Source organism: Bradyrhizobium murdochi (genome assembly GCF_000472965.1).
In the GTDB taxonomy this organism is placed as follows: domain Bacteria; phylum Pseudomonadota; class Alphaproteobacteria; order Rhizobiales; family Xanthobacteraceae; genus Bradyrhizobium; species Bradyrhizobium murdochi.
In genome coordinates this window covers 841,262-865,510 of record NZ_AXAU01000001.1, presented here as the reverse complement: position 1 = coordinate 865,510, position 24,249 = coordinate 841,262, and the positions used below count along the sequence as shown (strand labels likewise).

The window sequence follows — 24,249 nt, the reverse complement described above, 5'->3', positions numbered from 1 at the left end:
GTTCTGAAGCCATTCCAACGGCTCCCTCGCATCCAAAGAAAACGCCGATCATGCCGCTTCATTCCACCATCGATCCCACGTCCTCCGAGTTTGCCCGCAATGCCGACGTGATGCGGGGTCTCGTGGCCGAACTGCGCGAGAAGCTCAAGGTGGTCGCCGGCGGCGGCGGCGAGGTGTCGCGCAAGCGGCATACATCGAGGGGCAAGATGCTGGCGCGCGAGCGCGTCGACCTGCTGGTCGATCCCGGCACAGCGTTTCTCGAATTGTCGCCGCTCGCGGCCCACGGGCTCTATGGCGGCGACGTCCATTCTGCGAGCGTCATTACCGGGGTGGGGCGCATTTCGGGACGCGAATGCGTGATCGTCGCCAACGACGCCACCATCAAGGGCGGCACCTATTATCCGATGACGGTGAAGAAGCATCTGCGCGCGCAGGATATCGCGCGCCAGAACAATCTGCCCTGCGTCTACATGGTCGATTCCGGCGGCGCCTTCCTGCCGTTGCAGGACGAAATCTTTCCGGACGAGCGGCATTTCGGCCGCATCTTCTATAACCAGGCGCAGATGTCCTCACAGGGCATTCCGCAGATCGCCATCGTAATGGGCTCCTGCACCGCAGGCGGCGCCTATGTGCCGGCGATGTCGGACGAGAGCATCATCGTGCGCAATCAGGGCACCATCTTTCTCGGCGGCCCGCCGCTGGTGAAAGCCGCGACCGGCGAGGTGGTATCCGCCGAAGAACTCGGCGGCGCCGACGTGCATTCCCGCCACTCCGGCGTCACCGATCACTATGCGCAGAACGATGCACATGCTATCGGAATCGCGCGGCGCATCGTCGCCACGCTGAAGCCGCCGACGCGCGCGGTGCTGAACATGCGCGAGCCGCGGGAGCCGCTGTTTCCCGCCGAGGAAATCTACGGCGTGGTCTCCGCCGACGGCAGAAAGCCGTTCGACGTCCACGACATCATCGCGCGGATCGTCGACGGCTCGGAGTTCGACGAGTTCAAGAAGCTCTACGGCGGGACGCTGATTTGCGGCTTCGCTCATGTCTGGGGCTATCCGGTCGGCATCATCGCCAACAACGGCATCCTGTTCAGCGAGAGCTCGCTGAAGGGCGCGCACTTCATCGAGCTGTGCTGCCAGCGCAATATTCCGCTGGTGTTTTTGCAGAACATTACCGGCTTCATGGTGGGCAAGAAATACGAGGCCGGTGGCATCGCGCGCGACGGCGCCAAGTTGGTGACGGCGGTCGCGACCGCCGGCGTGCCAAAATTCACTGTCGTGATCGGCGGTTCCTATGGTGCCGGAAATTACGGCATGTCTGGCCGCGCCTATTCTCCGCGGTTCCTCTGGATGTGGCCAAATGCTCGCATCTCCGTCATGGGCGGCGAGCAGGCCTCCATGGTGCTGAGCCAGGTCCGCCGCGACAATATCGAGGCGAAGGGCGAAAGCTGGTCGGCCGAGGAAGAGGACAAGTTCCGCGCGCCGATCCGTGCCCAGTATGAAAGCCAGGGCAATCCGTATTACGCCACAGCGCGGCTGTGGGATGATGGCGTGATCGATCCCGCCGACACCCGCCTGGTGTTGGGCCTTGGGCTGTCCGCCGCGGCCAACGCGCCGATTGAACCCACGAAATTCGGCCTGTTCAGGATGTGACGATGGACCGCTCGAAACTTTACCGGCGTTTTTGCACACTGCTGATTGCCAACCGCGGCGAGATCGCCTGCCGTGTGATCCGCTCCGCGCGGGCCATGGGGCTGCGTACCGTCGCCGTCTACTCCGAGGCCGACCGCGACGCCATGCATGTCGCCATGGCCGACGAGGCCGTGCTGCTCGGCCCGGCGCGGGCGCGCGATAGCTATCTCAACGTCGAGCGCGTGATCGACGCGGCGCGCCAGACCGGCGCCGAGGCGGTGCATCCCGGCTACGGCTTTCTGTCTGAGAATGCCGAATTCGCCCAGGCGTGTCTTAATGCGGGCTTGGTGTTCGTCGGCCCCACGGCCGAGATGATGACGGCGATGGGCTCGAAGTCCGGCTCGAAAGCGCTGATGGAAAAGGCTGGCGTGCCATTGGTGCCCGGCTATCACGGCGAGGCCCAGGACGAGGCGACGCTTGCGAACGCCGCCGAGAAGATCGGCTTCCCCGTTCTGGTCAAGGCTTCCGCCGGCGGCGGCGGGCGCGGCATGCGTGTGGTCAATTCGGCCGGCGAGCTTGCGGCGGCGATCGTCAGCGCCAAGCGCGAAGCGAAGGCTGCGTTCGGCGACGATCGCATGCTGATCGAGAAATTCGTGCAAAACCCCCGGCATATCGAGGTGCAGATCATTGGCGACAGCCACGGCAATCTGCTCTCGCTCTGGGAGCGTGAATGCACGCTGCAGCGGCGGCACCAGAAGGTGGTCGAGGAGGCGCCATCGCCGACGCTGGACGCCAAGCAACGCGAAACAGTCTGCGCGGCTGCGCGCAAGGCGGCTGCCGCGGTCAACTATGTCGGCGCCGGCACCATCGAATTCGTCTCCGACGGCAAGGAGGTGTTCTTCATCGAAATGAACACCCGCCTGCAGGTCGAGCATCCCGTAACCGAGCTCATCACCGGCGTCGATCTCGTCGAATGGCAGTTGCGGGTGGCGTTCGGCGAAAAGCTGCCGTTAGCGCAGAACGAGATCAAGCTGAACGGACACGCCATCGAGGCGCGGGTTTATGCCGAAAATCCGCAGAAGAATTTTATGCCGTCAGTCGGCCGGATCAGGACCTGGCGCACGCCTGAGGCGGTCGACGGCCTGCGGATCGATGCAGGCTATCGCAGCGGCGATGCGGTGTCGCCATACTACGATGCCATGCTTGCCAAGGTCATTGCATGGGCGCCGACCCGTCAGGCAGCGATCGAGCGGCTGAACCGTGGGCTGGAAGAGACCGACGTCCGCGGCATCGTCACCAATATTCCGTTCCTGTCCGCGCTGGTCACGCACCCGCAGGTGCGCGCCAATACCATCGACACCGGCTTCATCGAGCGCGAGTTGAAGAAGCTGACAGAATCCTCGGGGACGGCGGGGGACCTCGAGCTTTGTGCCGCGGTGGCGGCAATTGTTGTCGATGAGCAGAACGCCGCGCGGAAGGAAGCGCATTCGCCCTGGCAGACATTTGGGTGGATGCCGGTCGGCCAGCGGAAGCGGGTGTTCTCGTTCCGTCAGGGGCAGAGCGCCGAACACAAGGTGACGCTGCACTATGGCAATGGTCCGTCGAAACTGACCATCGGCAAGCACGAGTTCGTTTTCGCGACCTCGTCCGCGGAAGAAGGCAGCTTCGATCTGACGATCGAGGGCATAAAATCGCGCGTCACGGCGGTGATCGAAGGCCATGAGCTTTACCTCCGCACCCGGAACGGCCGCTTCGAACTGCATTGGATCGATCCGTTCGGCGGCGAGACCGAGGAACTGGTCGGCGAGGACAAGATCGTGGCGCCGCTGCCGGGGACCGTAGTGGCGTTGCTGGCCGAGGAAGGCGCGACGCTGGAGAAGGGCGCGGCGATCCTGACGCTGGAAGTCATGAAGATGGAGCAGACCCTGCGCGCGCCCTTTGCGGGCGTGTTGACGAAAATCAGGTGTAAGGTCGGAGATATCGTCGGCGAAGGCGTCGAACTTGCCGAAATCGAACCGGCGGCTGTGTCATGAGCGAAGGCGTTCACATTGTCGAGGTCGGCCCGCGCGATGGGCTGCAGAACGAGAAGACGCCAATCAGCGTCGCCGACCGGATCGCGTTCATTGAGGCATTGATCGGCGCGGGCCTCCATACCGTCGAGGTCGGCGCCTTCGTCTCTCCAAAGGCGATCCCGCAGATGGTCGGATCGACCGAGGTGTTGCGGGGCGTCAGCCATCATACGAATTGCGAACTTCCGGTATTGGTGCCGAACGAGAAGGGCTATGAGGCTTCTCAGGCCGCCGGCGCCAAACTGATCGCGGTATTCGCTGCGGCGTCGGAAAGCTTTTCCCGCGCCAACATCAATTGTTCGATCGCTGAATCGATCGAACGCTTCAAACCGGTGCTCGCTCGCGCTGGGGCCGACGGCGTCAGGGTGCGCGGCTACATCTCCACCGTGCTCGGCTGTCCCTATGAGGGTGAGATCAAGCCGCAGGCGGTGGTCGATGTCGCAAAGGTGTTGTGGGATCTCGGCTGTTACGAAATCTCGCTCGGCGACACCATCGGCGTCGGCACACCGCTGAAAGCGCGGCAGCTATTGCGCGCCGTCGCCGGCCACGTGCCGATGGCCAATCTGGCGATGCATTTCCACGACACCTACGGCCAGGCGCTCGCCAATCTCTACGCCGGGATGGAGGAGGGCTGCCGCGTGATCGATTCCGCCGCCGGCGGTCTCGGTGGCTGCCCCTACGCCCCCGGCGCGACGGGAAATGTCGCGACGGAGGATGTGGTCTACATGCTCGAAGGCATGGGCATTGCGACCGGCGTCGACATGGCAAAGCTGGTGGCGGCGACCAATGTGGTCAGTGGGCTGATCGGCCGCCCGCCGGTCAGCCGCGTTGCTGCAGCGTTGAACGCGAAGAAGGCCGCCAAATAGTCCTACGCGTCATAGCTGCTCAAACTCCTCATCCTGAGGAGCCCGCAGAGCGGGCGTCTCGAAGGATGTAGGCCACACACGGGCCTCATGGTTCGAGACGCGCTTCGCGCTCCTCACCATGAGGGACTTATGACGCAGCAAGGATAGGCCGCTTACGCGGCCTTCAGCCCGACGTTCGGCAGCGCCGGCCGGTTCTTCAGCGCTTTGGCCATCATGGCCTCGACCTCGGCCTTCTCGTGCGGCAGCAGTGCAAGCCGCGGCGGGCGGGTCAGCGCGGTGCCGCGGCCCATAATGTGCTCGCAAAGCTTGATGCACTGGACAAGGTCCGGACGGGCATCGAGGTGCAACAGCGGCATGAACCATTCGTACAGCGGCATCGCCTCAGCATAGCGTCCCGCCTTGGCGAGGCGGAACAAGGTTTCGCCCTCGCGCGGGAAGGCGTTCGACATGCCGGAGACCCAGCCAACCGCGCCCATGGCGACGCTCTCGACGATGACGTCGTCGAGGCCGGCGAACAGGACAAAGCGGTCGCCAACCATGTTGCGGGTGTCGATGAAGCGCCGTGTGTCGCCGGAGGAGTCCTTGAAGCAGACGACGGTCTCGACGTCGGCGAGCGAGGCCAGAATGTCCGGCGTGACATCGTTCTTGTAGATCGGCGGATTGTTGTAGAGCATCACCGGCAGTTCGGTCGCCGTGGCGACCGCGCGGAAATGTGCGGCAGTCTCGTGCGGCTTGGACGAATAGACCAGCGCAGGCATCACCATCACGCCGTCGATGCCGACGCGCGCCGCTTCCTTGGCGGTCTCGACGGCGAAGGCGGTCGTGAACTCGGCGATGCCGCACAGCACGGGTACGCGACCCGCGGCGACGGATTTCGCGGCTTCCATGATCGCGACCTTCTCCTTGCGCTCCAGCGAAGTGTTCTCGCCGACGGACCCGCAAACGATCAGTCCGGAAACACCGTCGCGGATCAGGCCGTCCATGACCTTGGCGGTCGCATCGATATTGAGCGACAGGTCGTCATTGAATTGCGTGGTGACGGCCGGGAAGACGCCTTCCCAGGAAATGCGTGGGCTCATTTGTTTAGCTCCATTGGAATTGTTGCGGCGGACTGATGAATCCGCCGGGCTTTGGCTTGAAAACGATGGGATGGCATCAGAGCGTCGCGCCGACTTTGCGCAACTCGGCAAGGACCGGGGCCTTGGGCAGCCAGACCTTATCGAATTCGGCAATGACCGCTTCGGTATCCCCGGCCGGGACCTGACGGATCGGGATCGGCGCGTTCTTGAAGTTCTCGATCAGCTTGGGCTCATTGCCCGCCAATTCATCGATCTGCGCATCGAGCGTCGATTTGACGGTCTTTGTGATCAGCTCCCGGTCGGCTGCCGGCAGCGATTGCCAGACGCGGCCGGAGACGATCGCTGCCATCGGCATGAAGACGGCATTCATCTGCAGGATGACTTTTGACACCTTGTCGAAGCGTTGGTTCCAGGAGAACTCCAGGTCCGCCTCGAGGCCGTCGACCTGGCCGTTCGCCATGGCATCGAACACCTGCGGCGTCGGGATCGGCGTCGGCGCCGCACCCAGCGACGAATAGAAATCGCGATAGACCGGCGTCGGGTTGATGCGCAGCTTCATGCCCTTGATATCGGCCAAGGTCGTCAGGTCCTTCGACGAGAAGATGGCGCGCATGCCGGTGATGCCCCAGCCGAGGCCGATCGTGCCGGTTTCCTGCGGCAGCACCTCGAACAGCTTGATCGCGGCCGGATGGCGAACGAACTTGGCGACCGACGGTGTCGAGCGCACGATGTAGGGCGCGTTGATCGCAGCGATATGCGGCACGCGCGAGCCGAGCTCGGCGGCCTGGATGAAGCCCATATCGAGCGCGCCGGACTGCAATTGCTGCATCATCGCCGGTTCATTGCCGAGTTGGCCGGAGTGAAACACCGTCATGGTCAGGCGGCCGTTGGTAGCAGCCTTGAGGTCGTCGCCGAGTTTCAGCGCCGCCTTGTTCCAGGAATGACCATTGGGCGTGATCAAGCCGAGGCGGAATTCCTTGGCTTGTGCCAGCGCCAGCGACGGCGCGAACAGCGGCACAACCGCGCTGGCGGCAAGGAAGCGGCGACGTGAAAGCGACATGACAATGCTCCTTAAGGGGGTTGGACCTACTTGATGAGGACGAGGGAGAGGGAGGGATAGAGCGAGAGCAGCACCAGCAGGATGCAGGAGATGCCGAACAGCGGCAGCGTCACCATGAACATCTTGCCCGGCTTGGCTCCGGTGACGGCGGCGGCCACGAAGAAGCAAAGACCGACTGGAGGTGACAGCAATCCGAGCACCAGGTTGATCACCACGACGACGCCGAACTGGCGCGGGTCGATGTGATAGATCTCGGTCGCGACCGGCAGCAGGATCGGCACCGTCATGATCAGGCCGGGAATGCCGTCGATGACCGTTCCGATCACCAGCAGGATCACATTGCAAAGCAGCATGAAGCTGACGGGATCCTTGGCGACCGACTGGATCCATGCGGCGGTCTCCTGCGGCACCTTGCCGAACACCAGCACCCAGGAGAATACGGCGGCCGCCGCGACCAGGAACAGCACGATGGCCGAGTAGACGCCTGCGCGCAGCATCATCTGCGGGAGCTGCGAAAACCTGAACTCCTTGGTCCAGAATTTTCCGACGAGAGCGGCGGCTACCGCGCCGACGGCCGCGGACTCCGTCGCGTTGGCGAGCCCGCCGAGAATGCTGCCGACGATCACGATCGGAATCAGCAGCGTCGGCGATGTCCGCAGGATCGTCGCCAGCCGCTGCCGCGGTGTCTGATAATCGGCCTTGGGATAGTTGTAGACGTATCCCATCAGTGCGATGACCACGCAGAACATCGTCGTCAGGATCACGCCCGGGATGATGCCGGCAATCAGCATGTCGCTGACCGATACCTGCGCCAGCACGCTGTAGACGACGAACATCACTGACGGTGGAATGATCGGTCCGAGCATGCCGCCATAGGCTGTCAGCCCTGCCGCGAAGGTCTTGTCGTAGCCCTTCTTTTCCATCTCCGGCACCATGATCTGCGCCATGATCGCGACCTGCGCGGTCGCAGATCCCAGGATGGAGGCGATGAACATGTTGGCGAGGATGTTGACGTAGGCGAGGCCGCCTTTCAGCGAGCCGACGAACGCCATCGCCATGTCGACGATGCGCCGGGTAATGCCTCCGCCATTCATGATTTCGCCGATCAGGATGAACAGCGGGATGGCGATCAGGCCGTAGCTGTCGACCCCGCCGAAGAGCTGCAGCGGGTAGGATTGAAACAGAACCGGATTGCCTGACGCGATGATGAAGACAAGCCCAGCCAGGCAAAGACAAAGGCCGATCGGTACCCCGACCAACATGATCGCGATGAAGGCGGCTGACGTGATCACTAGTTGACCCCGTCGAGTTCGGAGAGTTGAAAACCCTTCGGCGGCGTCCGCGCCACCAGTTCGAGATCTTCGAGCAGGTTTGCCAGGCCATGAATGGTCATGGAGACCGCGAAGATCGGCAGCGTCAAATAGAGCACCCAGGTCGGCCAGTTCAGCGTTTGGGTGCGCTCGGTGTAGAGGAAGTTGAATGTCTCGGCGGCGAGCTTGCGGGCGTCGAAGCCGGCGCGAGCTAGCCCGATCGGATCCATCCAGAGGAAGCAAGTGATGATCAGCGCCACGCCGAACACGACGACCATGCCGGTCGCTATGATCCTCGCGAGTTTCTGATGCCGCGCCGAGAGGCGCTCGGTCATCATGGTGACGGCGAAGTCGAGCCTGAGCCGCGTCATCGCGGAGGCGCCGATGAAGGTCAGCCAGACCACGCAATAGACCGCCGATTCATCGATCCAGTAGATCGGGAAGTGCGAGTAGCGGGTGACGACGTTCACCAGGATCAGCGCCGTCAGCAGATACATCAGCCCCATCAGCGCGATGCGCTCGAAAGCGAGCAGCAGACTCGAAGCCCTGACGACGATTCCCCGGGCGCTGAACGCTGGCATGTCCGCAATTGCCTGCTCGATCATAAAGAGCCCCGCTGCCCGTCAAGATTTCTCGTGTCATTTGAAGTTGTATAATTTATACAATCTTGTCAAATGGAGATTATGGGCACCTCGGCTTTCGCTGCCGCGGACCATTTCAACGTGCGAAACGGGGCCGCCCCGATCGGAAAGGCCGGCGATGACGACGGAAGGTCAAATGAAAGTCCCTCTGAAGCACCGGACGCTGTCGGCTGCGATCGTCGATCAGCTCAGGCAATCCATTCTCGACGGGACTTATCCGGCCGGCTCCCAACTGCGGCAGGATGCGCTGGGCGAGGCATATGGCGTCAGCCGCATTCCCGTGCGTGAAGCGCTGTTTCAGCTCGAGGCGGAGGGGCTGGTGCGCATCGTCCCGCAAAAAGGCGCGATCGTCTCGGAGCTATCGCTAGACGAAATCAACGACGTGTTCGATCTTCGCAGAATCATGGAGCCGCGGCTCTTGGCGCAGTCGGCGCCGCACTTTGCGGAACAAGACTTTGCCGCGCTGGACGACATCCAGAAGCGCTTCGAGAAAGCGATCAAGGCGCGCAACGTCAGCGAATGGGGGCAGCTCAACGCTGATTTCCATATGGCGCTCTACGTTCACGCCCGACAGCCGCGTACCAAGGCGATCGTCGTGGCGCTCTTGCAGACCAGCGACCGCTACACGCGTCTGCAGCTCTCCAATACCAAGGCGATGGGCACGGCCGAAAAGGAGCACGCTCACCTGATCGAGCTGTGCCGGGCGAAAGAGATCGACCAGGCCTGCAGGTTTCTTGGGCAGCATATCGAGGCGGTGCGTACGGACCTGTTGCAGGTGGTGGGCGGCGGCTCAATCGTGGCGCGCGCAGGGCGTTGATCCGGAAGCGGACCATGCATCATGCGGGGACATCGCTGGCGAGCTTCAGCAGATTGGCCGACATCGCCGACTTGGCGCTGTAGTCCTTCCAGGCGGTATCGCGCGCGATGTCGCGCCACTTGCTGACGGTCGCGACATCGAGCGTGCTGACCTTGGCGCCGGCCTTCTCATAGACCTTGGCGACCTCGATATCATCGTCCTGCGCGCCCTTGCGGCCGAACGCTTCCAGTTCGCTGCCGACTGTCAGGATGATGTCCTGCTGCTTCTTGGGTAGCTTGTCGAAGATTGCCTTCGACATCATCAATGGCTCCAGCATGAACCAATAGGAGGCGCCGGCGCCCGAGGTCAGAGATTTGGCGACCTCCGCGAGGCGGAACGAGATCAGGCTGGTGGAGGAGGTGATACCGGCATCGCATGCGCCGCTCTGCATCGCGGCGTAGATTTCGTTCGATGGCATCGACAGGACCGAGGCACCCGCGGTCTTCAGCACCACATCCATTTCACGCGAGCCGCCGCGCACTTTCAGCCCCTTGGCGTCATCAGGCGCGACGATCGGTCGGGAGCGGCTGGCGACGCCGCCGGCCTGCCAGACCCATGTGAGAAGGATAATGCCGTTGTCGGCGAGGAAGTCGCTTAGCGCCTTGCCGACCGGCGCATTCTTCCAGCGCAGACCCTGATCGTAGGTTGCGACCAGGCCCGGCATCAGGCCGATATTGGTCTCCGGCAGCTCGCCGCCGGCATACGGCATCGGGTAGAGGCTGATATCGAGAGCACCCTTGCGCATTGCCGAGAATTGCGCGTTGGTCTTGATCAGCGAGGCGTTCGGATAGACTTCGGCTGCGATCTCGCCGCCGCTGCGTTTGGCGACTTCGGCGGCGAAGATGCGGCACAGCCGGTCGCGGAAGTCGCCCTTGTCGATGGTGCCGCCCGGGAACTGATGCGAGATCTTCAGCGTGGTGGCCGCATCGGCCGTGCCGGTGCCGAAACGAAGCACGGCAGGCGCGGCGAGCGCAGATGCGATGACATGGCGGCGCGTGAGCATGGTTTGTCCCCAGCAAACGGTTCTTGGATCGGCAATCCGGCCCGGCTTCAACCCATATTAGCTGAATGTGCCCGCTTCAACTAACCGTGAGAATTGCAGAACTTTGGGGCGTGGCCGGTAACAAAACCGGTCGTGCCATCGTCGTTTGGGAAGCGGCAGACGTCGCTTTCCAGAAGCCAACCCAAAGCAAGGACGACCATTCCATGACCACCACCACCACGACCCGTATCGGCCTCGGCCTTTCTGCCGCGCTTGTTTCGCTTGGCCTCGCGTTCGCGCCAGCCGCCTTCGCTCAGGACAAAATGGGCAAGGGCGACGGCATGAAGAAGGAGTCCATGTCCAAGGACGGCATGAAGAAAGAGGACGGCATGATGAAGAAGGAAGGCATGAAGCACGACGGCATGAAAAAAGAAGACGGCATGAAGAAGAACTGAGCCGCAGCGTCATTCCGGGGCGACGCGCAGCATCGAGCTACGATGTGCAACTGTACATCGGAGAATCTCGAGATTCTCCGATGCGCAGTTGCGCATCTGAGGTCTGGTGCTAACGCGCCATCCCGGGATGACCGGGCCTTAAGCGGACGCGCTAGCACCGGCCGCGGATCGCAGGCCTATTTCTTCTTGCCCTTGGTCTTGCGTGCGGCGTAACGCGCATCACGCTTGGCCTTTTGCTCAGCCTCTAGCGCTGCCTGCCTGGCGGCCTCTTCTTCCTTTTCGCGCGCTATTCTGGCGGCCTCCGCCGCGGCGGCCTCGGCCTCGCGACGTTTCTGTTCGGCCCTTTCGGCTTCCTTGGCCTCTCTCGCCTTGGCGCGGGCGGCGGCGATGGCCTCGCGCTCGGCTTGGCGGCGCTTCACTTCGGGATCGTCGGGTCCCGGCTGGGCGCGAAATTTGTTCAAAATGTTCTGCCGCGCCTGCATCGCGGCCTTCTGGCGGTCCGCGAAGCTCGGTTCCTTGAATCCACTCATAAAAGAAGCCTTGTCGCTTTCACTCTTGGGGTTGGGCGCGCCACGCGCGCGGATTGGCGACTAGGTAAGTGAAGCCGGGGCAAAATGCCAGCGTCGAAAGGGGGCGGGTAGAGCAGAGGAGGCTTGCGTGAGCAGCAAATGGCCCAATCTGATCCTGATGAGCGGGATTACGTCAGCTTGGCTGCTCTACGAGATGGCAACGGCGACCGAAGCGCCAGGCCGGGCGCTGGCGATCCTTCAATACGGGCTTCTGGCCTCTGCGTTGATCGGGCTGGTCGGCTCGCTGGTAATGCTCGCTTCGGCGACCTGATCGCTCTTCTAGATATTATCTAGATATTATCGCGACGGGCCGCGGATCCAAGGACGCGTGCAACCGTCATTGCGGTCATCGCTACCCGGTCCGCGATCCGCTGCGCCTCCAGCCTCTCGCAGGCCTTTTCCCTGACGATGATCTCGATCAGCTCGAGCCGTTTGGTCTCGTCGACCGCTTCCGCCAGCAATTGCTTGTAGCGATGGTAGTCGTAGCTCGTTTCCTGCTTGCCGGAGCCCTGTTTGCTCGCTTCCTGCTCGTCCATTGCACGTCCTGCACACGCGCTCGCACCGAGGGCAATGTCGGTCAACGCTTCCGCGCGCGCAACGGATTTGCGCGAGTTATACCCATTTCCAGGTCCATCGGGCTCGCGCACAAACCCGTGTAGTGTGAAGTCGTTCACAGGCACCGCGGCGGGGTGACCCTATTCTCCCGGCTTCCGAAACAGGAGCGACCCGCCATGCCGCACAATTGGTGGACCCGCAAAAACCTCGTTCTCGCCGCTGTCATCGTCTCGCTGGCCTGCGCCATCGGTTTCTTTGCGCCCGGCCTGTCCAAGCCGGAGCCGGTCTTGAGCGCAGCGCTTGGTCCGGACTGGCAATGCAGCCGGCTCGCGTTCGTCTTTACGACCTGCAGCCGGGTCAAGCATAGCCGGTCCACGCCCGTCCGCCTCGCCAAAATCACGGTGTGCGGACGGTTGCGGACGTAATAGGATCAGGCTGGAAAGGGAGCAGGCCAGAACTGGAGTTCTCCATGCAAAAGCCGTCTCGTCTTGCGCTGGCCGCATCGGCGGCGGCTCTCGTATTGCTGCCGGCCGTCGCGCTGGCGCAGGGCGCGCCGGATGGCGGCACCGCCGCAACGGCAACGCCATCTCCCGCCGCGCCGGAAGCCGCCGCGGCCGAAAAGGAGAAGGCGGCGCCGAAGAAAAAGAAACCGGCCAGGATGACCCGGCAGCAGGAGATCGACCGTTCGATCGACCGCGGCACGGTGCCCGCGCGTTACCGGAGCTCGGTGCCGAAAGAGTATCATCAGTATATTCCGTTCGACAAGCGGTAGAGGCAGGCGAATAGCTGCGCTTGTCGTAGCTCGCCGCAGATCTCGCTCTTGGAGCGTGACAGAATGCAGTGACCCCAGCCCGGATATTGCGCGCGATCCGCGCTACCGCGTTTTGCTGATCAATTTGTCACACAGAACCGCATGGCGCGCGCTTACCGTACTCGTACGGATTGGCCGTGCATGCAACGCCGATCTATAACGCCGTCGCTTGCAGCGGGGGGCAGGGCGCTCGTTCATCACGACGTGCGCTACCACTGGAGGCCACGAGGCCCGGACTCCTAGGCACTCCGGGCCTCGTCTACCTCCTGACCGCGAGCATTCGAGCCGCCGCTTACCTCGCTTCATCGGCACCGTCACGTCGCAAAGCCGAAAGCGCGCCACGCGCTCGCTGGCATGCGCACAGCGGTTCACTGAGCCGTCCGGACCTCCTAACCCAGCAGCCGATAGATGATGCTGGTCGATGCACCGGCCAGGCAGAACGCCAGCGCCATACACACCAGCGCCTCGTCGCGATCGAATTCGGGTGGTGGCGGACTCAAGGTATCCTCGCGCTCGGCTGTTCATTCACGAGACAGGGAAACGTGTCGGGAGCGTTACGTTTCCTCACGCCAGGGCTATTCGTAGCCGTTTGCGGTCGTCTCGGTTCCGCGGCAAAGCTCAGTGCTGATCGCGCGATTTGCGTTCCGACAAAATCGTTTATGATTCAATAGCTTTTTAAAGTTCCCTTAAATCATAAATGAGTTCCTGTTCAGGCCGCACCGCCGCGCGGCCCGAATAGCCGGGTGCCGCTCCTGTCACCTACCCCAGGGAGACGAGTGCTCGGCTATTATGGGCACCCAAATAGCGTAGAACAAAAGTCACAGATGGTCGCCGCCGGCGCTTCCTTAATGATCACGGGCGAACAAAATTTGGCGCATCTTCTTGGTGCATCTTCGAGTGGATTCCGTTATGGTTGTATTGTGCACGATGCAGGGATGGAACTTTTCTGCCCGAAGGAGGTTCTGAATCAGCGCTATTGTGTTCATGTTTTGCAACCAACGATGATAACCATCGAATCATGATTGGGGACGGTCGTGAACCGGAAAGCCTTAAAATCGATGTCCACGGATGAGCTGTGGGCACTCCACGAAGAAGTAACCGCCAGGCTTGCAACGACTCTGCTTGCAGAGAAGCGCCTCCTTGAAGATCGCCTGAAGCAACTCAAGGGCGTCGAAGCTGAGCGCATGAAATCATCGACAGGGCGTCGTCCGTATCCGACGGTCGTTCCGAAATTTCGGAATCCCGATCGGCCGTCCGAGACATGGGCAGGCCGAGGGAAGACGCCTCGCTGGCTCGCCGCAAAACTGAAATCCGGCAAGCGGATCGATGATTTCCGAATTAGGAAGGTAGCCTAGGCCGGCCTGCAGCCATTCGGCGGCGGACGTCGCTCCGATCTGTTACGGGTCGCCTGCGAGCGCGAGTTCTCGTTCGATTTGGAAATGCCGGGCGTGAAGCGTCTTCACGCTCCCCGGCACTTGCGTGACGCCGACCTGGGCTCAGATGCCGGCGTCACGGTCTCCTTTCAGCTTTGCTTTATTTCAGCTTGCCTTGGCGGGATCCTGGGGCTCCGCATCGAGCGTCGTTTCAATACTCGTCTCAAAGGCTCTGACAATTCCCATGCGCGCGAACAGCATGGGTCCACGATCTTCGGCGGCATCAATAAGCATCTGGACGGCAAGCCGCCATTCCTGACGGTCGCGTTCGGGCTGAGGAAGGGTCCTGATGTAGTCGGCGGCATCTCGCAAGGTTTGCGCTGGCGGCCCCTTCGGGAGCGGCACAGGCTGAGCGAACGGACGATCCCAGGACATGTTCGAACTCCCGTCGCAAACTCCAAACGACCCCTGCGCAAACGATACGCGAAGGTGGCTCGCCCGTCATTAGCTTGCGTGCCGGTGGAACCGAAGCAGGGAATCTACGCGGAGCCGCGCTGTTAGTTCCATTCTCCACGGGATGACGCCTGGTCGCAGATCGATCAGCTTTGAAACGCAACACCGACGAAATCGCCTTGCCGCCAGATCACGCGGCATTCCCGAATGTTGTGAAAATTATCGAAGGTCAATTCGAAATTCAGGGGCAGCAGGTTGAGGTCGTGGAGTTCAATTCCAGCCCCGGAATTCGTGACATCCTGAACGCGGCAGGTGAAGACACCGCGCTGAGCGTCAAAGAACAGCAATGCGCTTTTCGAAATCGTCGTCCTTGCGACAGATCGGCGGTCGAATTCCATCTCGGCTACCAACGGTTCACGCAGCCCTGGCGAGCAGAGGCTAACGGATCGTCCCCGGGCGGCAATCAGGTTCGGCCTTTTTCGTAAACAATCAATTTTAATGATCGTAGAAAGTCGCGTTCACCGGGCGCAGCGGCGCGGTCACGACGGTAATAGTTGCGGCTTAAGCACAGCTCCGACCGTTCCGTTGGCGGAACTCACAATCGGGCTTGATGCGTCGCTGAAAGCCATGGCCCTCTGACACAGAGAGGGGAATCACATGGCCTTACGTTGGATGTGTGTGCTGGCGCTGTGTCTGGGTACATCAAGCGCCGGATATGCGGGGGACCAGTCCGGTGTCTTGCGTCGAATTTCGTGTCCGGTAGTGCGTTACTACGTGGCGAAATACAGTGCGCCCGCCGCAGAGCACTGGGCACGAAGCAAGGGCGCGAGCGATGCCGAGATCGAAGCGGCCCGGCGTTGCCTGCAATCCGACACGACGCGAACGGCTAAGGCGCAACGAAGGCCGCTGGCGCTCGGCAGCTACGGCTGGTGAACAGGGGGCGGGAGCGGCGAGGTGCGAGCCATGCCGAGCGCCGCCGATCGAAGCGACCCGATTCTCAATAGGACTGGTACCGCTTCTGGCGCTTGCCGCGCCCGGCATAGTACGGGTTAACGACGCATTGCGCGGAGCGGCCCGATGCCGACGCCTGACACTGCGCCATCGTTCGATAGTGGCACTCGAAATAGTAGTCCACGAAGCCTTGGTAGACCTGCAGGCAAACGGGATAGCTCGGATCGTAGGTCTGGGCTCGGGCGGGCGCGGCGATCGTCGCGGCCAAAATCGTCAGAGCTATTGCCGTGACGGGTGCGTGCGGTAGTTTCATCCCAATATCCTCCCAGCCTTCCTCGCACAATTATCGCGGTCCTCTCCCCACGACAGAACACCAGCGCTCCGAGCTTATTCCAGCAGGTAGCACACTCGCCGTTCAGACTTCCCAGTCCTGAAATCCGTACTCGCGATAGATGACGGCGCGATCGGCATGGGGGTTCAGCCGGCACTTGGCCTGGGCGAGATGCAGGTTGATGGTCCCGGGCTGACAATTGGCCGCCAGTAGTTTGCGGATATCGTCCATCTGCTGGCGCGACTGCTGGGTCGGCTCGAGCTGCTCAAGTGCGACCAGCGCCGTCGCCAGCGCTTCTGTTACGACCCATTCGTCGTGGCCGGTGATTCCCTTTTTTGGCATGACGTCCGCATCCTTTGTCAGGGCAACGGAAGCAATCGCTGGCCGGCATCATAAGCCGAGAATCCAACCGAGACGAGAATGAAGTCGAAATTGCGGAAAAGCGCGAAATGGTGGTGGCGATCCCGGCAGGATTCGAACCTGCAACCCGCGGAGTAGAAATCCGCTACTCTATCCGGTTGAGCTACGGGACCGTCGGGGCGGTCTCGCCGCCTTGAGCCTTTCTACCACTGCCAATATGAAAAATCCGCCTTTCCGCCAAGACGGTCGAACCGATTTCCTCAAGGGGGCGACAAAGCCAGACGGCGGGCTGTAGCCTCGGGCCTGCCCCAATATACATGCCTCCCCGCTGACCGTCTGCTACGGGACGGCCGCGACCGTTTGGACTGCCTAAGCCATGCATGCGACCCTTCCGCAAGCCTTCACCGCCGCCATCAGTCCGTCACCTTTCGCGCCTTTTTTGGTCATTACGCGGCATCTGTCCGCGGCAAGGAGCCCATCATGATCGGTTTGGTTCGCGCCACAGTGATTTGCGCCACGCTGGCGCTTGGCCTGACGGCGGCGGGGGCCGCGGACAAGGCGTTCAAGCGCGACGAGCTGGCCGATTCGGCCGTGAAGCTGGAGGCCCAGATCAAGAGCGAGGCGGGGCCGGTGGCGAAATCCTCCGCGACGCTGCGCAACGACGCCGATGCCGCCTTCAAGCGCGCCGACTTCCGGGTGGGCCTGCAGATCCTCGGCCAGATCGCAGCGACCACGCCGGAAGACAGCGCCAACTGGCTGCGGCTCGCCAAGACCATCTTCCAGATCCGCTCCGTCAGTTCCAGCGAACAGACCTTCCTCTACGAGCGCGCCTCGACCGCGGCCTACATCGCCTATCAGCGCGCCGGCAACCAGGCCGAGGAGGCCGATGCGCTGGCGGTGCTCGGCAGGGCGATGTCCGAGCGCAAGCTGTGGCGCCCGGCACTCGATGCGCTGCGGCTGTCGCTCGACATGCGCGAGGTCGCCGAGGTCCGCGGCCAGTACGAGAAGGTGCGGGACCAGCACGGCTTTCGGCTGCTCGACTATACCGTGGATTCCGACGGCGCCTCGCCGCGCGCCTGTTTCCAGTTCTCCGAAGACCTCGCCAAGCGGGTCGATTTCGCGCCGTTCGTGGCGCAGGCCGGCACCGACAAGCCGGCGCTGACGAGCGAGGGCAAGCAGCTCTGCGTCGACGGGCTGAAGCATGGCGAGCGCTACAACATCAACCTGCGCGCCGGCCTGCCGTCCACCGTGAAAGAGAGTCTGCCGAAATCGGCCGAGTTCAACGTCTACGTCCGCGACCGCAAGCCGTTCGTGCGCTTCACCGGCCGCGCCTATGTGCTGCCGCGCACCGGCCAGCGCGGCATTCCGCTGGTCAGCGTCAATACGCCTTCGGTGAACGTCAACGTGTTCCGGATCGGCGACCGCAATCTGATCAACACGGTGGTCGACAGCGATTTTCAGAAGACGCTCTCGAGCTATCAGCTCTCCGATCTCGGCAACGAGCGCGGCGTCAAGGTCTGGTCCGGCGAGCTCGCCACCGCCTCCACGCTAAACCAGGACGTGGTGACGGCGTTCCCGGTCGACCAGACGCTCGGCGATCTGCAGCCGGGCGTCTACGTGATGACGGCCGCCGCCAAGGGCCCGGGCAGCAGCAGCGACGATGACGGCACGCTGGCGACGCAGTGGTTCATCGTCTCCGACATGGGGCTAACGGCGTTTTCCGGCAATGACGGCATCCATGTTTTTGTCAATTCGCTAGCTTCGACCGAAGCCGTATCTAAGGCCGAAGTGCGGTTGGTCGCGCGCAACAACGAGATCCTGGCCACGCGCAAGACCGACGATGCCGGCCACGTGCTGTTCGAGGCCGGGCTTGCGCGCGGCGAGGGCGGGCTCTCGCCGGCGTTGCTGACGGTGATGAGCGAGAAGGCGGACTACGCGTTCCTCAGCCTGAAGACCAACGCCTTTGATCTCACCGACCGCGGTGTGTCGGGACGGGTCGTGCCTCCTGGCGCCGACGCCTTCGTCTATGCCGAGCGCGGGGTCTACCGGTCGAACGAGACGGTCTACCTGACGGCACTGCTGCGCGACGGGCAGGGCAACGCCATGGCGGGCGGGCCGCTGACGCTGGTGATCGAGCGGCCGGATGGCGTCGAATTCCGCCGCGCCCAGCTCCCCGACCAGGGCGCGGGCGGCCGCTCCATGGCCGTGCCGCTCAATTCGGCGGTCCCGACCGGGACCTGGCGGGTGCGCGCCTTTACCGACCCCAAGGGCTCGTCCGTCGGTGAGACCACCTTCATGGTCGAGGACTACATCCCCGAACGGATCGAATTCGACGTCTCGGCCAAGGAGAAGGTGATCAAGGCTGAGACTCCGGTTGAACTGAAGGTCGCTGGTAGATTCCTTTATGGTGCGCCGGCGTCGGGCCTGCAACTCGAAGGCGACATGCTGGTCGCCCCAGCGGCCTCCGGGCGGCCCGGCTATCCCGGCTATCAGTTCGGCGTGGAGGACGAGGAAACCGCTTCCAACGAGCGCACCCCGATCGAGAACCTGCCGGAGGCCGACGCCAACGGTGTGGCGACCTTCCCGGTGTCGCTGGCGAAGACGCCGACCTCGACCCAGCCGCAGGAGGCGCAGATCTTCATCCGGATGGTGGAGACCGGCGGCCGCGCTGTCGAGCGCAAGCTGGTGCTCCCCGTGGCGCCGACCGCGGCCCAGATCGGCATCAAGCCGCTGTTCGGCGACAAGAGCGTCGCTGAGGGCGACAAGGCCGAGTTCGACGTGGTCTTCGTCAACCCGGACGGCAAGCAACTGTCGCGAGATGGCCTGCGCTACGAACTCCTCAAGATGGAGTCGCGCTATCAGTGGTATCGCCAGAACTCGTCCTGGGAATATGAGCCGGTCAAATCGACCAGGCGCGTTGCCGACGGCGACCTGGCGCTGACATCAGACAAAGCAGCGCGGGTGTCGGTCGCGCCGGAGCCCGGCCGCTACCGCCTCGACGTCAAATCGAACGAGGCGGATGGCCCGATCACCTCGGTGCAGTTCGATGTTGGCTGGTATTCCGACGGCAGCGCCGATACGCCGGACCTGCTGGAGACCTCGATCGACAGGCCGGAATACGCTTCCGGCGACACCATGGTGGTGTCGGTCAATGCCCGCACCGCCGGCAAGCTCACGGTCAACGTGCTCGGCGATCGCCTCCTGACCACGCAAACCGTCGACGTCAAGGAAGGCACCCAGCAGGTCAAATTGACCGTCGGCAAGGATTGGGGCACCGGCGCCTATGTGCTGGCGACGCTGCGGCGACCGCTGGACGCGGCAGCGTTGCGGATGCCCGGACGGGCGATCGGGCTAAAATGGTTTGGGATCGACAAGAAGGTCCGCACGCTGCAGGTCGCGCTGTCGCCGCCGCCGCTGGTTCGGCCCGGCACCAGCTTAGAGATCCCGGTCAAGCTGGGCGGGCTCAATCCCGGCGAGGACGCCAAGATCGTGGTTGCCGCGGTCGATGTCGGCATCCTCAACCTGACCAATTACAAGCCGCCGGCACCCGATGACTATTATCTCGGCCAGCGCCGCCTGACCGCCGAAATCCGCGACCTCTACGGGCAGTTGATCGATGGCATGCAGGGTACCCGCGGCCAAATCAGGACCGGCGGCGATTCCGCCGGCGCCGAGATGCAGGGCTCGCCGCCCACGCAGAAGCCGCTCGCGCTCTATTCGGGCATCGTCACGGTTGGCGCCGACGGCACCGCCGAGGTCAGTTTCGACATTCCGGAGTTCGCCGGCACTGCGCGGGTGATGGCGGTCGGGTGGACGGCGACCAAGCTCGGCCGTGCCACCATCGATGTCACGGTGCGCGATCCCGTCGTGCTGACGGCGACGCTGCCGCGCTTCCTGCTCAATGGCGACAAGGGCACGATGAGTTTCGACCTCGACAATGTCGAGGGCGCCCCTGGCGACTACAGCATCAGTGTGAAGACCTCGGGACCCGTGAAGGTGACGGGTAATCCGGCCACGACGGTCAAACTCGCCGCCAAGCAGCGGACCTCGATGTCGCTGGCGCTTGACGCCGGCGGTGCCGGCACTGCCAATCTCGACGTCGACATCAAGGGCCCGAACGGCCTGACCCTGGCACGGCATTATGCGCTCGACGTCAAGGCGGCGACGCAGGTGCTGGCGCGGCGCTCGATCCGGACGCTGGCGAAAGGTGAGAGCCTCACGCTGACCTCGGACATGTTCTCCGACCTGGTGTCGGGCACCGGCAGCGTGTCGCTGTCGGTCAGCCTGTCCACCGCACTCGATGCGGCGACCATTTTGAAGGCGCTTGATCGCTATCCGCACGGATGCTCCGAGCAGATCACGAGCCGCGCAATGCCGTTGCTCTATGTCAATGATCTGGCAGCCGGCGCGCATCTGGCGATGGATACCGCCGTCGACCAGCGCATCAAGGACGCGATCGAACGGCTGCTGGCGCGGCAGGGCTCGAACGGCTCGTTCGGCCTGTGGTCGGCGGGCGGCGAAGACGCCTGGCTCGATGCCTATGTGACGGACTTCCTGACGCGGGCCCGCGAAAAGGGCTTTGCGGTGCCGGACGTGTTGTTCAAGAACGCGCTGGATCGCATCCGCAACTCCGTGGTCAATGCCAACGAGCCGGAAAAGGACGGCGGCCGCGATCTGGCCTACGGCCTCTACGTGCTCGCCCGCAATGGCGCAGCGCCAATCGGCGATCTCCGTTATCTCGCCGATACCAAGCTGAGTAATCTCGCAACCCCGATTGCGAAATCGCAGCTCGCTGCGGCGCTGGCCTTGGTCGGCGACAAGACGCGGGCGGAGCGGGTCTATGCTGCGGCACTCGATGCGCTGGCGCCAAAACCGGCGCTCGAGTTCGGCCGCGTCGATTATGGCTCGGCACTGCGCGACGCAGCGGCGCTGGTATCGCTCGCCAGTGAAGGCAACGCGCCGCGGGCGACACTAACACAGGCCGTTCAGCGGGTCGAAGCGGCGCGGGGGCTGACGCCCTACACCTCCACGCAGGAGAATGCTTGGATGGTGCTGGCCGCGCGAGCGCTGTCAAAGGAAACGCTGGCGCTTGATATCGATGGATCGCCGGTCAAGGCCGCCGTCTATCGCAGCTATAAGGCCGAGGCGGTGGCCGGCAAGCCGGTCAGGATCACCAACACCGGCGATGCGCCGCTGCAGGCGGTGGTCTCGGTCTCGGGCTCGCCGGTTACGCCGGAGCCCGCGGCTTCCAACGGCTTCAAGATCGAGCGCAATTACTTCACGCTCGACGGCAAGCCCGCCGACGTCACCAAGGCCAAGCAGAACGATCGTTTTGCGGTGGTGCTGAAGATCACCGAGGCCAAGCCGGAACACGGGCACATCATGGTGGCCGACTATCTGCCGGCCGGTCTCGAGATCGACAACCCGCGCCTGGTGTCGTCCGGTGACTCCGGCACGCTGGACTGGATCGAGGACGGCGAGGAGCCGGAGCATACCGAGTTCCGCGACGACCGCTTCACCGCGGCGATCGACCGTGCCAGCGACGACCAGTCGGTTTTCACGGTGGCCTACATCGTGCGCGCGGTCTCGCCCGGCAAATACGTGCTGCCGCAGGCCTATGTCGAGGACATGTACAACCCCTCGCGCTACGGCCGTACCGGCACCGGCTCGGTCGAGGTGCGTCCGGCGAAATGAGCGACGCAGTGTCACGACAATCTCAATCGTCATGCCCGGGCAAGCCCGGCCATGACGGCCGTATTGGGCCTCGCCGCTTTTTCCGGATCGCCGTGACGCTGGCCTTTGCCCTCGTCGTCATCACGACCGCCTTCGCGGGTTGGGTCTACTCGCTCGGTCCGTTGCCGCTGGAAGAGGCGCGCAAAGTCTCCACCACCATCGTCGATCGCAACGGCAAGCTGCTGCGCGCCTATGCGATGGCCGATGGTCGCTGGCGGCTGCCGGTCGATGCAAAGACCGCGGTCGATCCCGGATATCTCAAGGTGCTACTCGCTTATGAAGACCGCCGGTTCTGGTCGCATGGCGGTGTCGATCCCTTGGCGCTGGGACGCGCCGCGCTGCAGCTCGCTACAAGCGGCCACATCGTCTCCGGCGGCTCGACGATTACGATGCAACTGGCGCGGCTGATGGAGCCGCGGCGCGAGCGCTCGGTGTATGCAAAACTGCGCCAGATGGTGCGCGCGGTCCAGCTCGAGCGGCAACTGAGCAAGGACGAAATCCTCGATCTGTATCTGGCGCTGGCGCCGTTCGGCGGCAATCTCGAAGGCATCCGCGCCGCATCCATTGCCTATTTCGGCAAGGAGCCGAAGCGGCTTTCGCTTAGCGAGGCCACACTACTGGTCGCGCTGCCGCAATCGCCGGAACGCCGCCGGCTCGACCGTCATCCGGAAGCCGCCCACGCGGCGCGGGACCGCGTGCTCGCACGGATGGTCGAGGATGGCGTGGTGTCGAAAGAGGACGCGGCGCAGGCCAAGGCGGTCGCAGTACCGCGGCTGCGCAAGCCGATGCCGATCCTGGCGCCGCATTCCTCCGATGCCGCGATGGCGACGGTGAAAGATACGCGGCTGATCAAGCTCACGCTGGATTCCGGCTTGCAGAAGACGCTGGAAGTCTTGGCGCGCGACCGTGCCGTGGCGCAGGGGCCGAATATTTCAGTCGCGATCATCGCGGTCGACAACGAAACAGGCGACGTGTTGGCGCGCGTGGGCTCGGCGGATTATTTCGACGAGCGCCGCGCTGGGCAGGTCGACATGACCCGCGCGGTGCGCTCGCCTGGATCGACGCTAAAGCCGTTCATCTACGGGCTCGCGTTCGAGGATGGCTTTGTGCACCCTGAAAGCCTAATCGACGACCGCCCGATCCGCTTCGGCTCCTATGCGCCGGAAAATTTCGACATGATGTTCCAGGGCACCGTGCCGGTGCGCAAGGCGTTGCAACTCTCGCTGAACGTACCGGCGATCGCGCTGCTCGACCGCGTCGGCTCCAGCCGGCTGACGTCGCGGCTGAAGCAGGCCGGCGGCAATCTCGTGCTGCCGAAGGACGAAGCGCCGGGCCTGGCGATGGGCCTTGGCGGCGTCGGCGTTACCTTGCAGGACCTGGCGCAGCTCTATGCCGGGTTGGCGCGGCTGGGCGCGGCGCGGCCGTTGCGCGAGATCATGCTCACCGAGGACGAGCGCGAGCCGCTGCGGCTGATGGATCAGACCGCTGCCTGGCAGGTCGGCAACGTCTTGCTCGGCACGCCGCCGCCGGAAAACGGCGTGCATAACAGAATCGCGTTCAAGACCGGCACCAGCTACGGCTATCGCGACGCGTGGTCGGTCGGTTTCGATGGCCGCATCACGATCGGCGTGTGGGTCGGGCGCCCCGACGGCGCGCCGGTGCCGGGTCTGGTCGGCCGCACCGCCGCCGCGCCGATCCTGTTCGACGCCTTTGCGCGCACCGGAAAAATCCCGGCGGCGCTGCCGAAGCCGCCAAAGGGAGCGCTGATCGCCAGCAACGCCAAACTGCCATTGCCGTTGCGGCGGTTCCATCCGGTCGGCGAACTGATCCGGACCGGCAGCGATTCTGCGCCGCGCATCCAGTTTCCCCTGAACGGCTCGCGCATCGACGTCGACCGTTCACGCGACGGGCAGGCCGCCGCGCTGCCGGTCAAGGTCGCCGGCGGCGTGCTGCCGCTGACCGTCATGGTGAACGGCGCCTCGGTCGGCGAGATCGATAGCCGGCGCCGGGGGCTGGTCGATCCGCCCGGACCGGGCTTTGCCCGGCTGACCGTAATCGATGCGACGGGGGCGGCCGATACCGTGGTCATCCGGGTACAGTAAGGAAAAACGCTCTGTTGACCACGACTTAGGGGTTTTGCGGTGTTGTTTGCACTGCGGTT

At 63.4% G+C, this 24,249-nt stretch carries 24 protein-coding genes and 1 tRNA gene; 14 read left to right on the top strand and 11 right to left on the bottom strand.

Features of this window, described 5'->3' with window-relative positions; genetic code table 11:
• Nucleotides 1-50: 50 nt before the first annotated feature.
• From YUO_RS0104380 to YUO_RS0104370, 3 genes are read left to right on the top strand one after another with little or no spacing between them, the layout of a single operon-like run.
• On the top strand, nt 51-1,655 hold the full coding sequence (locus YUO_RS0104380; RefSeq protein ID WP_028346194.1) for a carboxyl transferase domain-containing protein: 1,605 nt from the start codon (nt 51-53) through the stop codon (nt 1,653-1,655).
• Nucleotides 1,656-1,657: 2 nt separating this feature from the next.
• Complete coding sequence (locus YUO_RS0104375) at nt 1,658-3,667, top strand: acetyl/propionyl/methylcrotonyl-CoA carboxylase subunit alpha (protein WP_028346193.1); 2,010 nt, start codon at nt 1,658-1,660, stop codon at nt 3,665-3,667.
• Nucleotides 3,664-4,569: a hydroxymethylglutaryl-CoA lyase gene (locus YUO_RS0104370; protein ID WP_028346192.1), complete on the top strand. Its 906-nt coding sequence runs from the start codon at nt 3,664-3,666 to the stop codon at nt 4,567-4,569. Before YUO_RS0104375 ends, YUO_RS0104370 begins: the two co-directional genes overlap by 4 nt.
• A 152-nt stretch (nt 4,570-4,721) precedes the next feature.
• Here the strand turns inward: YUO_RS0104370 and YUO_RS0104365 are convergent, their stop codons facing one another.
• From YUO_RS0104365 to YUO_RS0104350, 4 genes are all read right to left on the bottom strand, one after another.
• Entirely contained in the window at nt 4,722-5,648 is a 927-nt protein-coding gene (locus tag YUO_RS0104365) for a dihydrodipicolinate synthase family protein (protein ID WP_028346191.1), read from the bottom strand.
• Between the two features lie 76 nt (nt 5,649-5,724).
• Nucleotides 5,725-6,708, bottom strand: a complete 984-nt coding sequence (locus YUO_RS0104360) for a TRAP transporter substrate-binding protein (RefSeq protein ID WP_028346190.1) — start codon at nt 6,706-6,708, stop codon at nt 5,725-5,727.
• Between the two features lie 26 nt (nt 6,709-6,734).
• Nucleotides 6,735-8,000 carry a TRAP transporter large permease gene (locus tag YUO_RS0104355; protein ID WP_028346189.1) on the bottom strand — a complete coding sequence of 422 codons (1,266 nt, stop codon included), beginning with the start codon at nt 7,998-8,000 and terminating at the stop codon, nt 6,735-6,737.
• Nucleotides 8,000-8,623, bottom strand: a complete 624-nt coding sequence (locus YUO_RS0104350; protein ID WP_430649526.1) for a TRAP transporter small permease — start codon at nt 8,621-8,623, stop codon at nt 8,000-8,002. Before YUO_RS0104350 ends, YUO_RS0104355 begins: the two co-directional genes overlap by 1 nt.
• Before the next feature lie 172 nt (nt 8,624-8,795).
• Here YUO_RS0104350 and YUO_RS0104345 point away from each other — a divergent pair, with 172 nt between their 5' ends.
• Nucleotides 8,796-9,476: a GntR family transcriptional regulator gene (locus tag YUO_RS0104345; RefSeq protein ID WP_028346187.1), complete on the top strand. Its 681-nt coding sequence runs from the start codon at nt 8,796-8,798 to the stop codon at nt 9,474-9,476.
• A 19-nt stretch (nt 9,477-9,495) separates the two neighbouring features.
• On the opposite strand, the gene dctP is transcribed toward YUO_RS0104345, so the two are convergent.
• Entirely contained in the window at nt 9,496-10,518 is a 1,023-nt protein-coding gene (dctP, locus tag YUO_RS0104340) for a TRAP transporter substrate-binding protein DctP (protein WP_028346186.1), read from the bottom strand.
• A 203-nt stretch (nt 10,519-10,721) separates the two neighbouring features.
• Here dctP and YUO_RS0104335 point away from each other — a divergent pair, with 203 nt between their 5' ends.
• Nucleotides 10,722-10,952 carry a pentapeptide MXKDX repeat protein gene (locus tag YUO_RS0104335; protein WP_028346185.1) on the top strand — a complete coding sequence of 77 codons (231 nt, stop codon included), beginning with the start codon at nt 10,722-10,724 and terminating at the stop codon, nt 10,950-10,952.
• Nucleotides 10,953-11,128: 176 nt separating this feature from the next.
• Here YUO_RS0104335 and YUO_RS0104330 read toward each other — a convergent pair whose 3' ends face one another.
• The gene (locus YUO_RS0104330; RefSeq protein ID WP_028346184.1) at nt 11,129-11,482 is read right to left on the bottom strand and encodes a DUF6481 family protein; all 354 of its coding nucleotides are present in this window, start codon (nt 11,480-11,482) and stop codon (nt 11,129-11,131) included.
• A 127-nt stretch (nt 11,483-11,609) separates the two neighbouring features.
• Between YUO_RS0104330 and YUO_RS0104325 the strand changes: the two genes are divergently transcribed.
• Nucleotides 11,610-11,792, top strand: a complete 183-nt coding sequence (locus YUO_RS0104325) for a hypothetical protein (RefSeq protein ID WP_028346183.1) — start codon at nt 11,610-11,612, stop codon at nt 11,790-11,792.
• A gap of 19 nt (nt 11,793-11,811) precedes the next feature.
• Here YUO_RS0104325 and YUO_RS0104320 read toward each other — a convergent pair whose 3' ends face one another.
• Complete coding sequence (locus tag YUO_RS0104320) at nt 11,812-12,057, bottom strand: hypothetical protein (protein WP_028346182.1); 246 nt, start codon at nt 12,055-12,057, stop codon at nt 11,812-11,814.
• Between the two features lie 195 nt (nt 12,058-12,252).
• On the opposite strand from YUO_RS0104320, the gene YUO_RS39720 reads away from it, so the two are divergent.
• The 4 genes from YUO_RS39720 (at nt 12,253) to YUO_RS0104300 (ending at nt 14,242) form a co-directional block, all read left to right on the top strand.
• A complete protein-coding gene (locus tag YUO_RS39720; protein WP_035725857.1) occupies nt 12,253-12,501 on the top strand; it encodes a hypothetical protein in 249 nt (82 codons plus the stop codon).
• A gap of 44 nt (nt 12,502-12,545) precedes the next feature.
• Nucleotides 12,546-12,848, top strand: a complete 303-nt coding sequence (locus YUO_RS0104310; protein WP_028346181.1) for a hypothetical protein — start codon at nt 12,546-12,548, stop codon at nt 12,846-12,848.
• Nucleotides 12,849-13,663: 815 nt separating this feature from the next.
• Nucleotides 13,664-13,909, top strand: coding sequence for a hypothetical protein (locus YUO_RS45925; RefSeq protein ID WP_156908470.1), 246 nt, complete (start codon nt 13,664-13,666; stop codon nt 13,907-13,909).
• A 12-nt stretch (nt 13,910-13,921) separates the two neighbouring features.
• Complete coding sequence (locus YUO_RS0104300; protein ID WP_028346180.1) at nt 13,922-14,242, top strand: H-NS histone family protein; 321 nt, start codon at nt 13,922-13,924, stop codon at nt 14,240-14,242.
• 183 nt (nt 14,243-14,425) lie between these two features.
• Here YUO_RS0104300 and YUO_RS39715 read toward each other — a convergent pair whose 3' ends face one another.
• Nucleotides 14,426-14,695 carry a hypothetical protein gene (locus YUO_RS39715; RefSeq protein WP_051379214.1) on the bottom strand — a complete coding sequence of 90 codons (270 nt, stop codon included), beginning with the start codon at nt 14,693-14,695 and terminating at the stop codon, nt 14,426-14,428.
• A gap of 170 nt (nt 14,696-14,865) precedes the next feature.
• On the opposite strand from YUO_RS39715, the gene YUO_RS45920 reads away from it, so the two are divergent.
• Nucleotides 14,866-15,198 (top strand): hypothetical protein, encoded by a 333-nt coding sequence (locus tag YUO_RS45920; RefSeq protein ID WP_156908469.1) that lies wholly within the window; start codon nt 14,866-14,868, stop codon nt 15,196-15,198.
• 172 nt (nt 15,199-15,370) lie between these two features.
• The gene (locus YUO_RS0104285) at nt 15,371-15,646 is read left to right on the top strand and encodes a hypothetical protein (RefSeq protein WP_051379213.1); all 276 of its coding nucleotides are present in this window, start codon (nt 15,371-15,373) and stop codon (nt 15,644-15,646) included.
• Nucleotides 15,647-15,710: 64 nt separating this feature from the next.
• Here YUO_RS0104285 and YUO_RS0104280 read toward each other — a convergent pair whose 3' ends face one another.
• The 3 genes from YUO_RS0104280 to YUO_RS0104270 all read right to left on the bottom strand — a co-directional run bounded on the left by YUO_RS0104280 (nt 15,711) and on the right by YUO_RS0104270 (nt 16,528).
• Nucleotides 15,711-15,977 (bottom strand): DUF3551 domain-containing protein, encoded by a 267-nt coding sequence (locus tag YUO_RS0104280; protein WP_028346178.1) that lies wholly within the window; start codon nt 15,975-15,977, stop codon nt 15,711-15,713.
• Between the two features lie 102 nt (nt 15,978-16,079).
• The gene (locus YUO_RS0104275) at nt 16,080-16,337 is read right to left on the bottom strand and encodes a hypothetical protein (protein ID WP_028346177.1); all 258 of its coding nucleotides are present in this window, start codon (nt 16,335-16,337) and stop codon (nt 16,080-16,082) included.
• 114 nt (nt 16,338-16,451) lie between these two features.
• Nucleotides 16,452-16,528: transfer RNA gene (locus tag YUO_RS0104270), tRNA-Arg, on the bottom strand.
• A 307-nt stretch (nt 16,529-16,835) separates the two neighbouring features.
• Between YUO_RS0104270 and YUO_RS0104265 the strand changes: the two genes are divergently transcribed.
• Nucleotides 16,836-22,049, top strand: a complete 5,214-nt coding sequence (locus YUO_RS0104265) for an alpha-2-macroglobulin family protein (RefSeq protein ID WP_028346176.1) — start codon at nt 16,836-16,838, stop codon at nt 22,047-22,049.
• Nucleotides 22,046-24,190, top strand: coding sequence for a penicillin-binding protein 1C (gene pbpC / locus YUO_RS0104260; RefSeq protein ID WP_051379212.1), 2,145 nt, complete (start codon nt 22,046-22,048; stop codon nt 24,188-24,190). The genes YUO_RS0104265 and pbpC overlap by 4 nt, the downstream gene beginning before the upstream one ends.
• Nucleotides 24,191-24,249 lie beyond the last annotated feature (59 nt).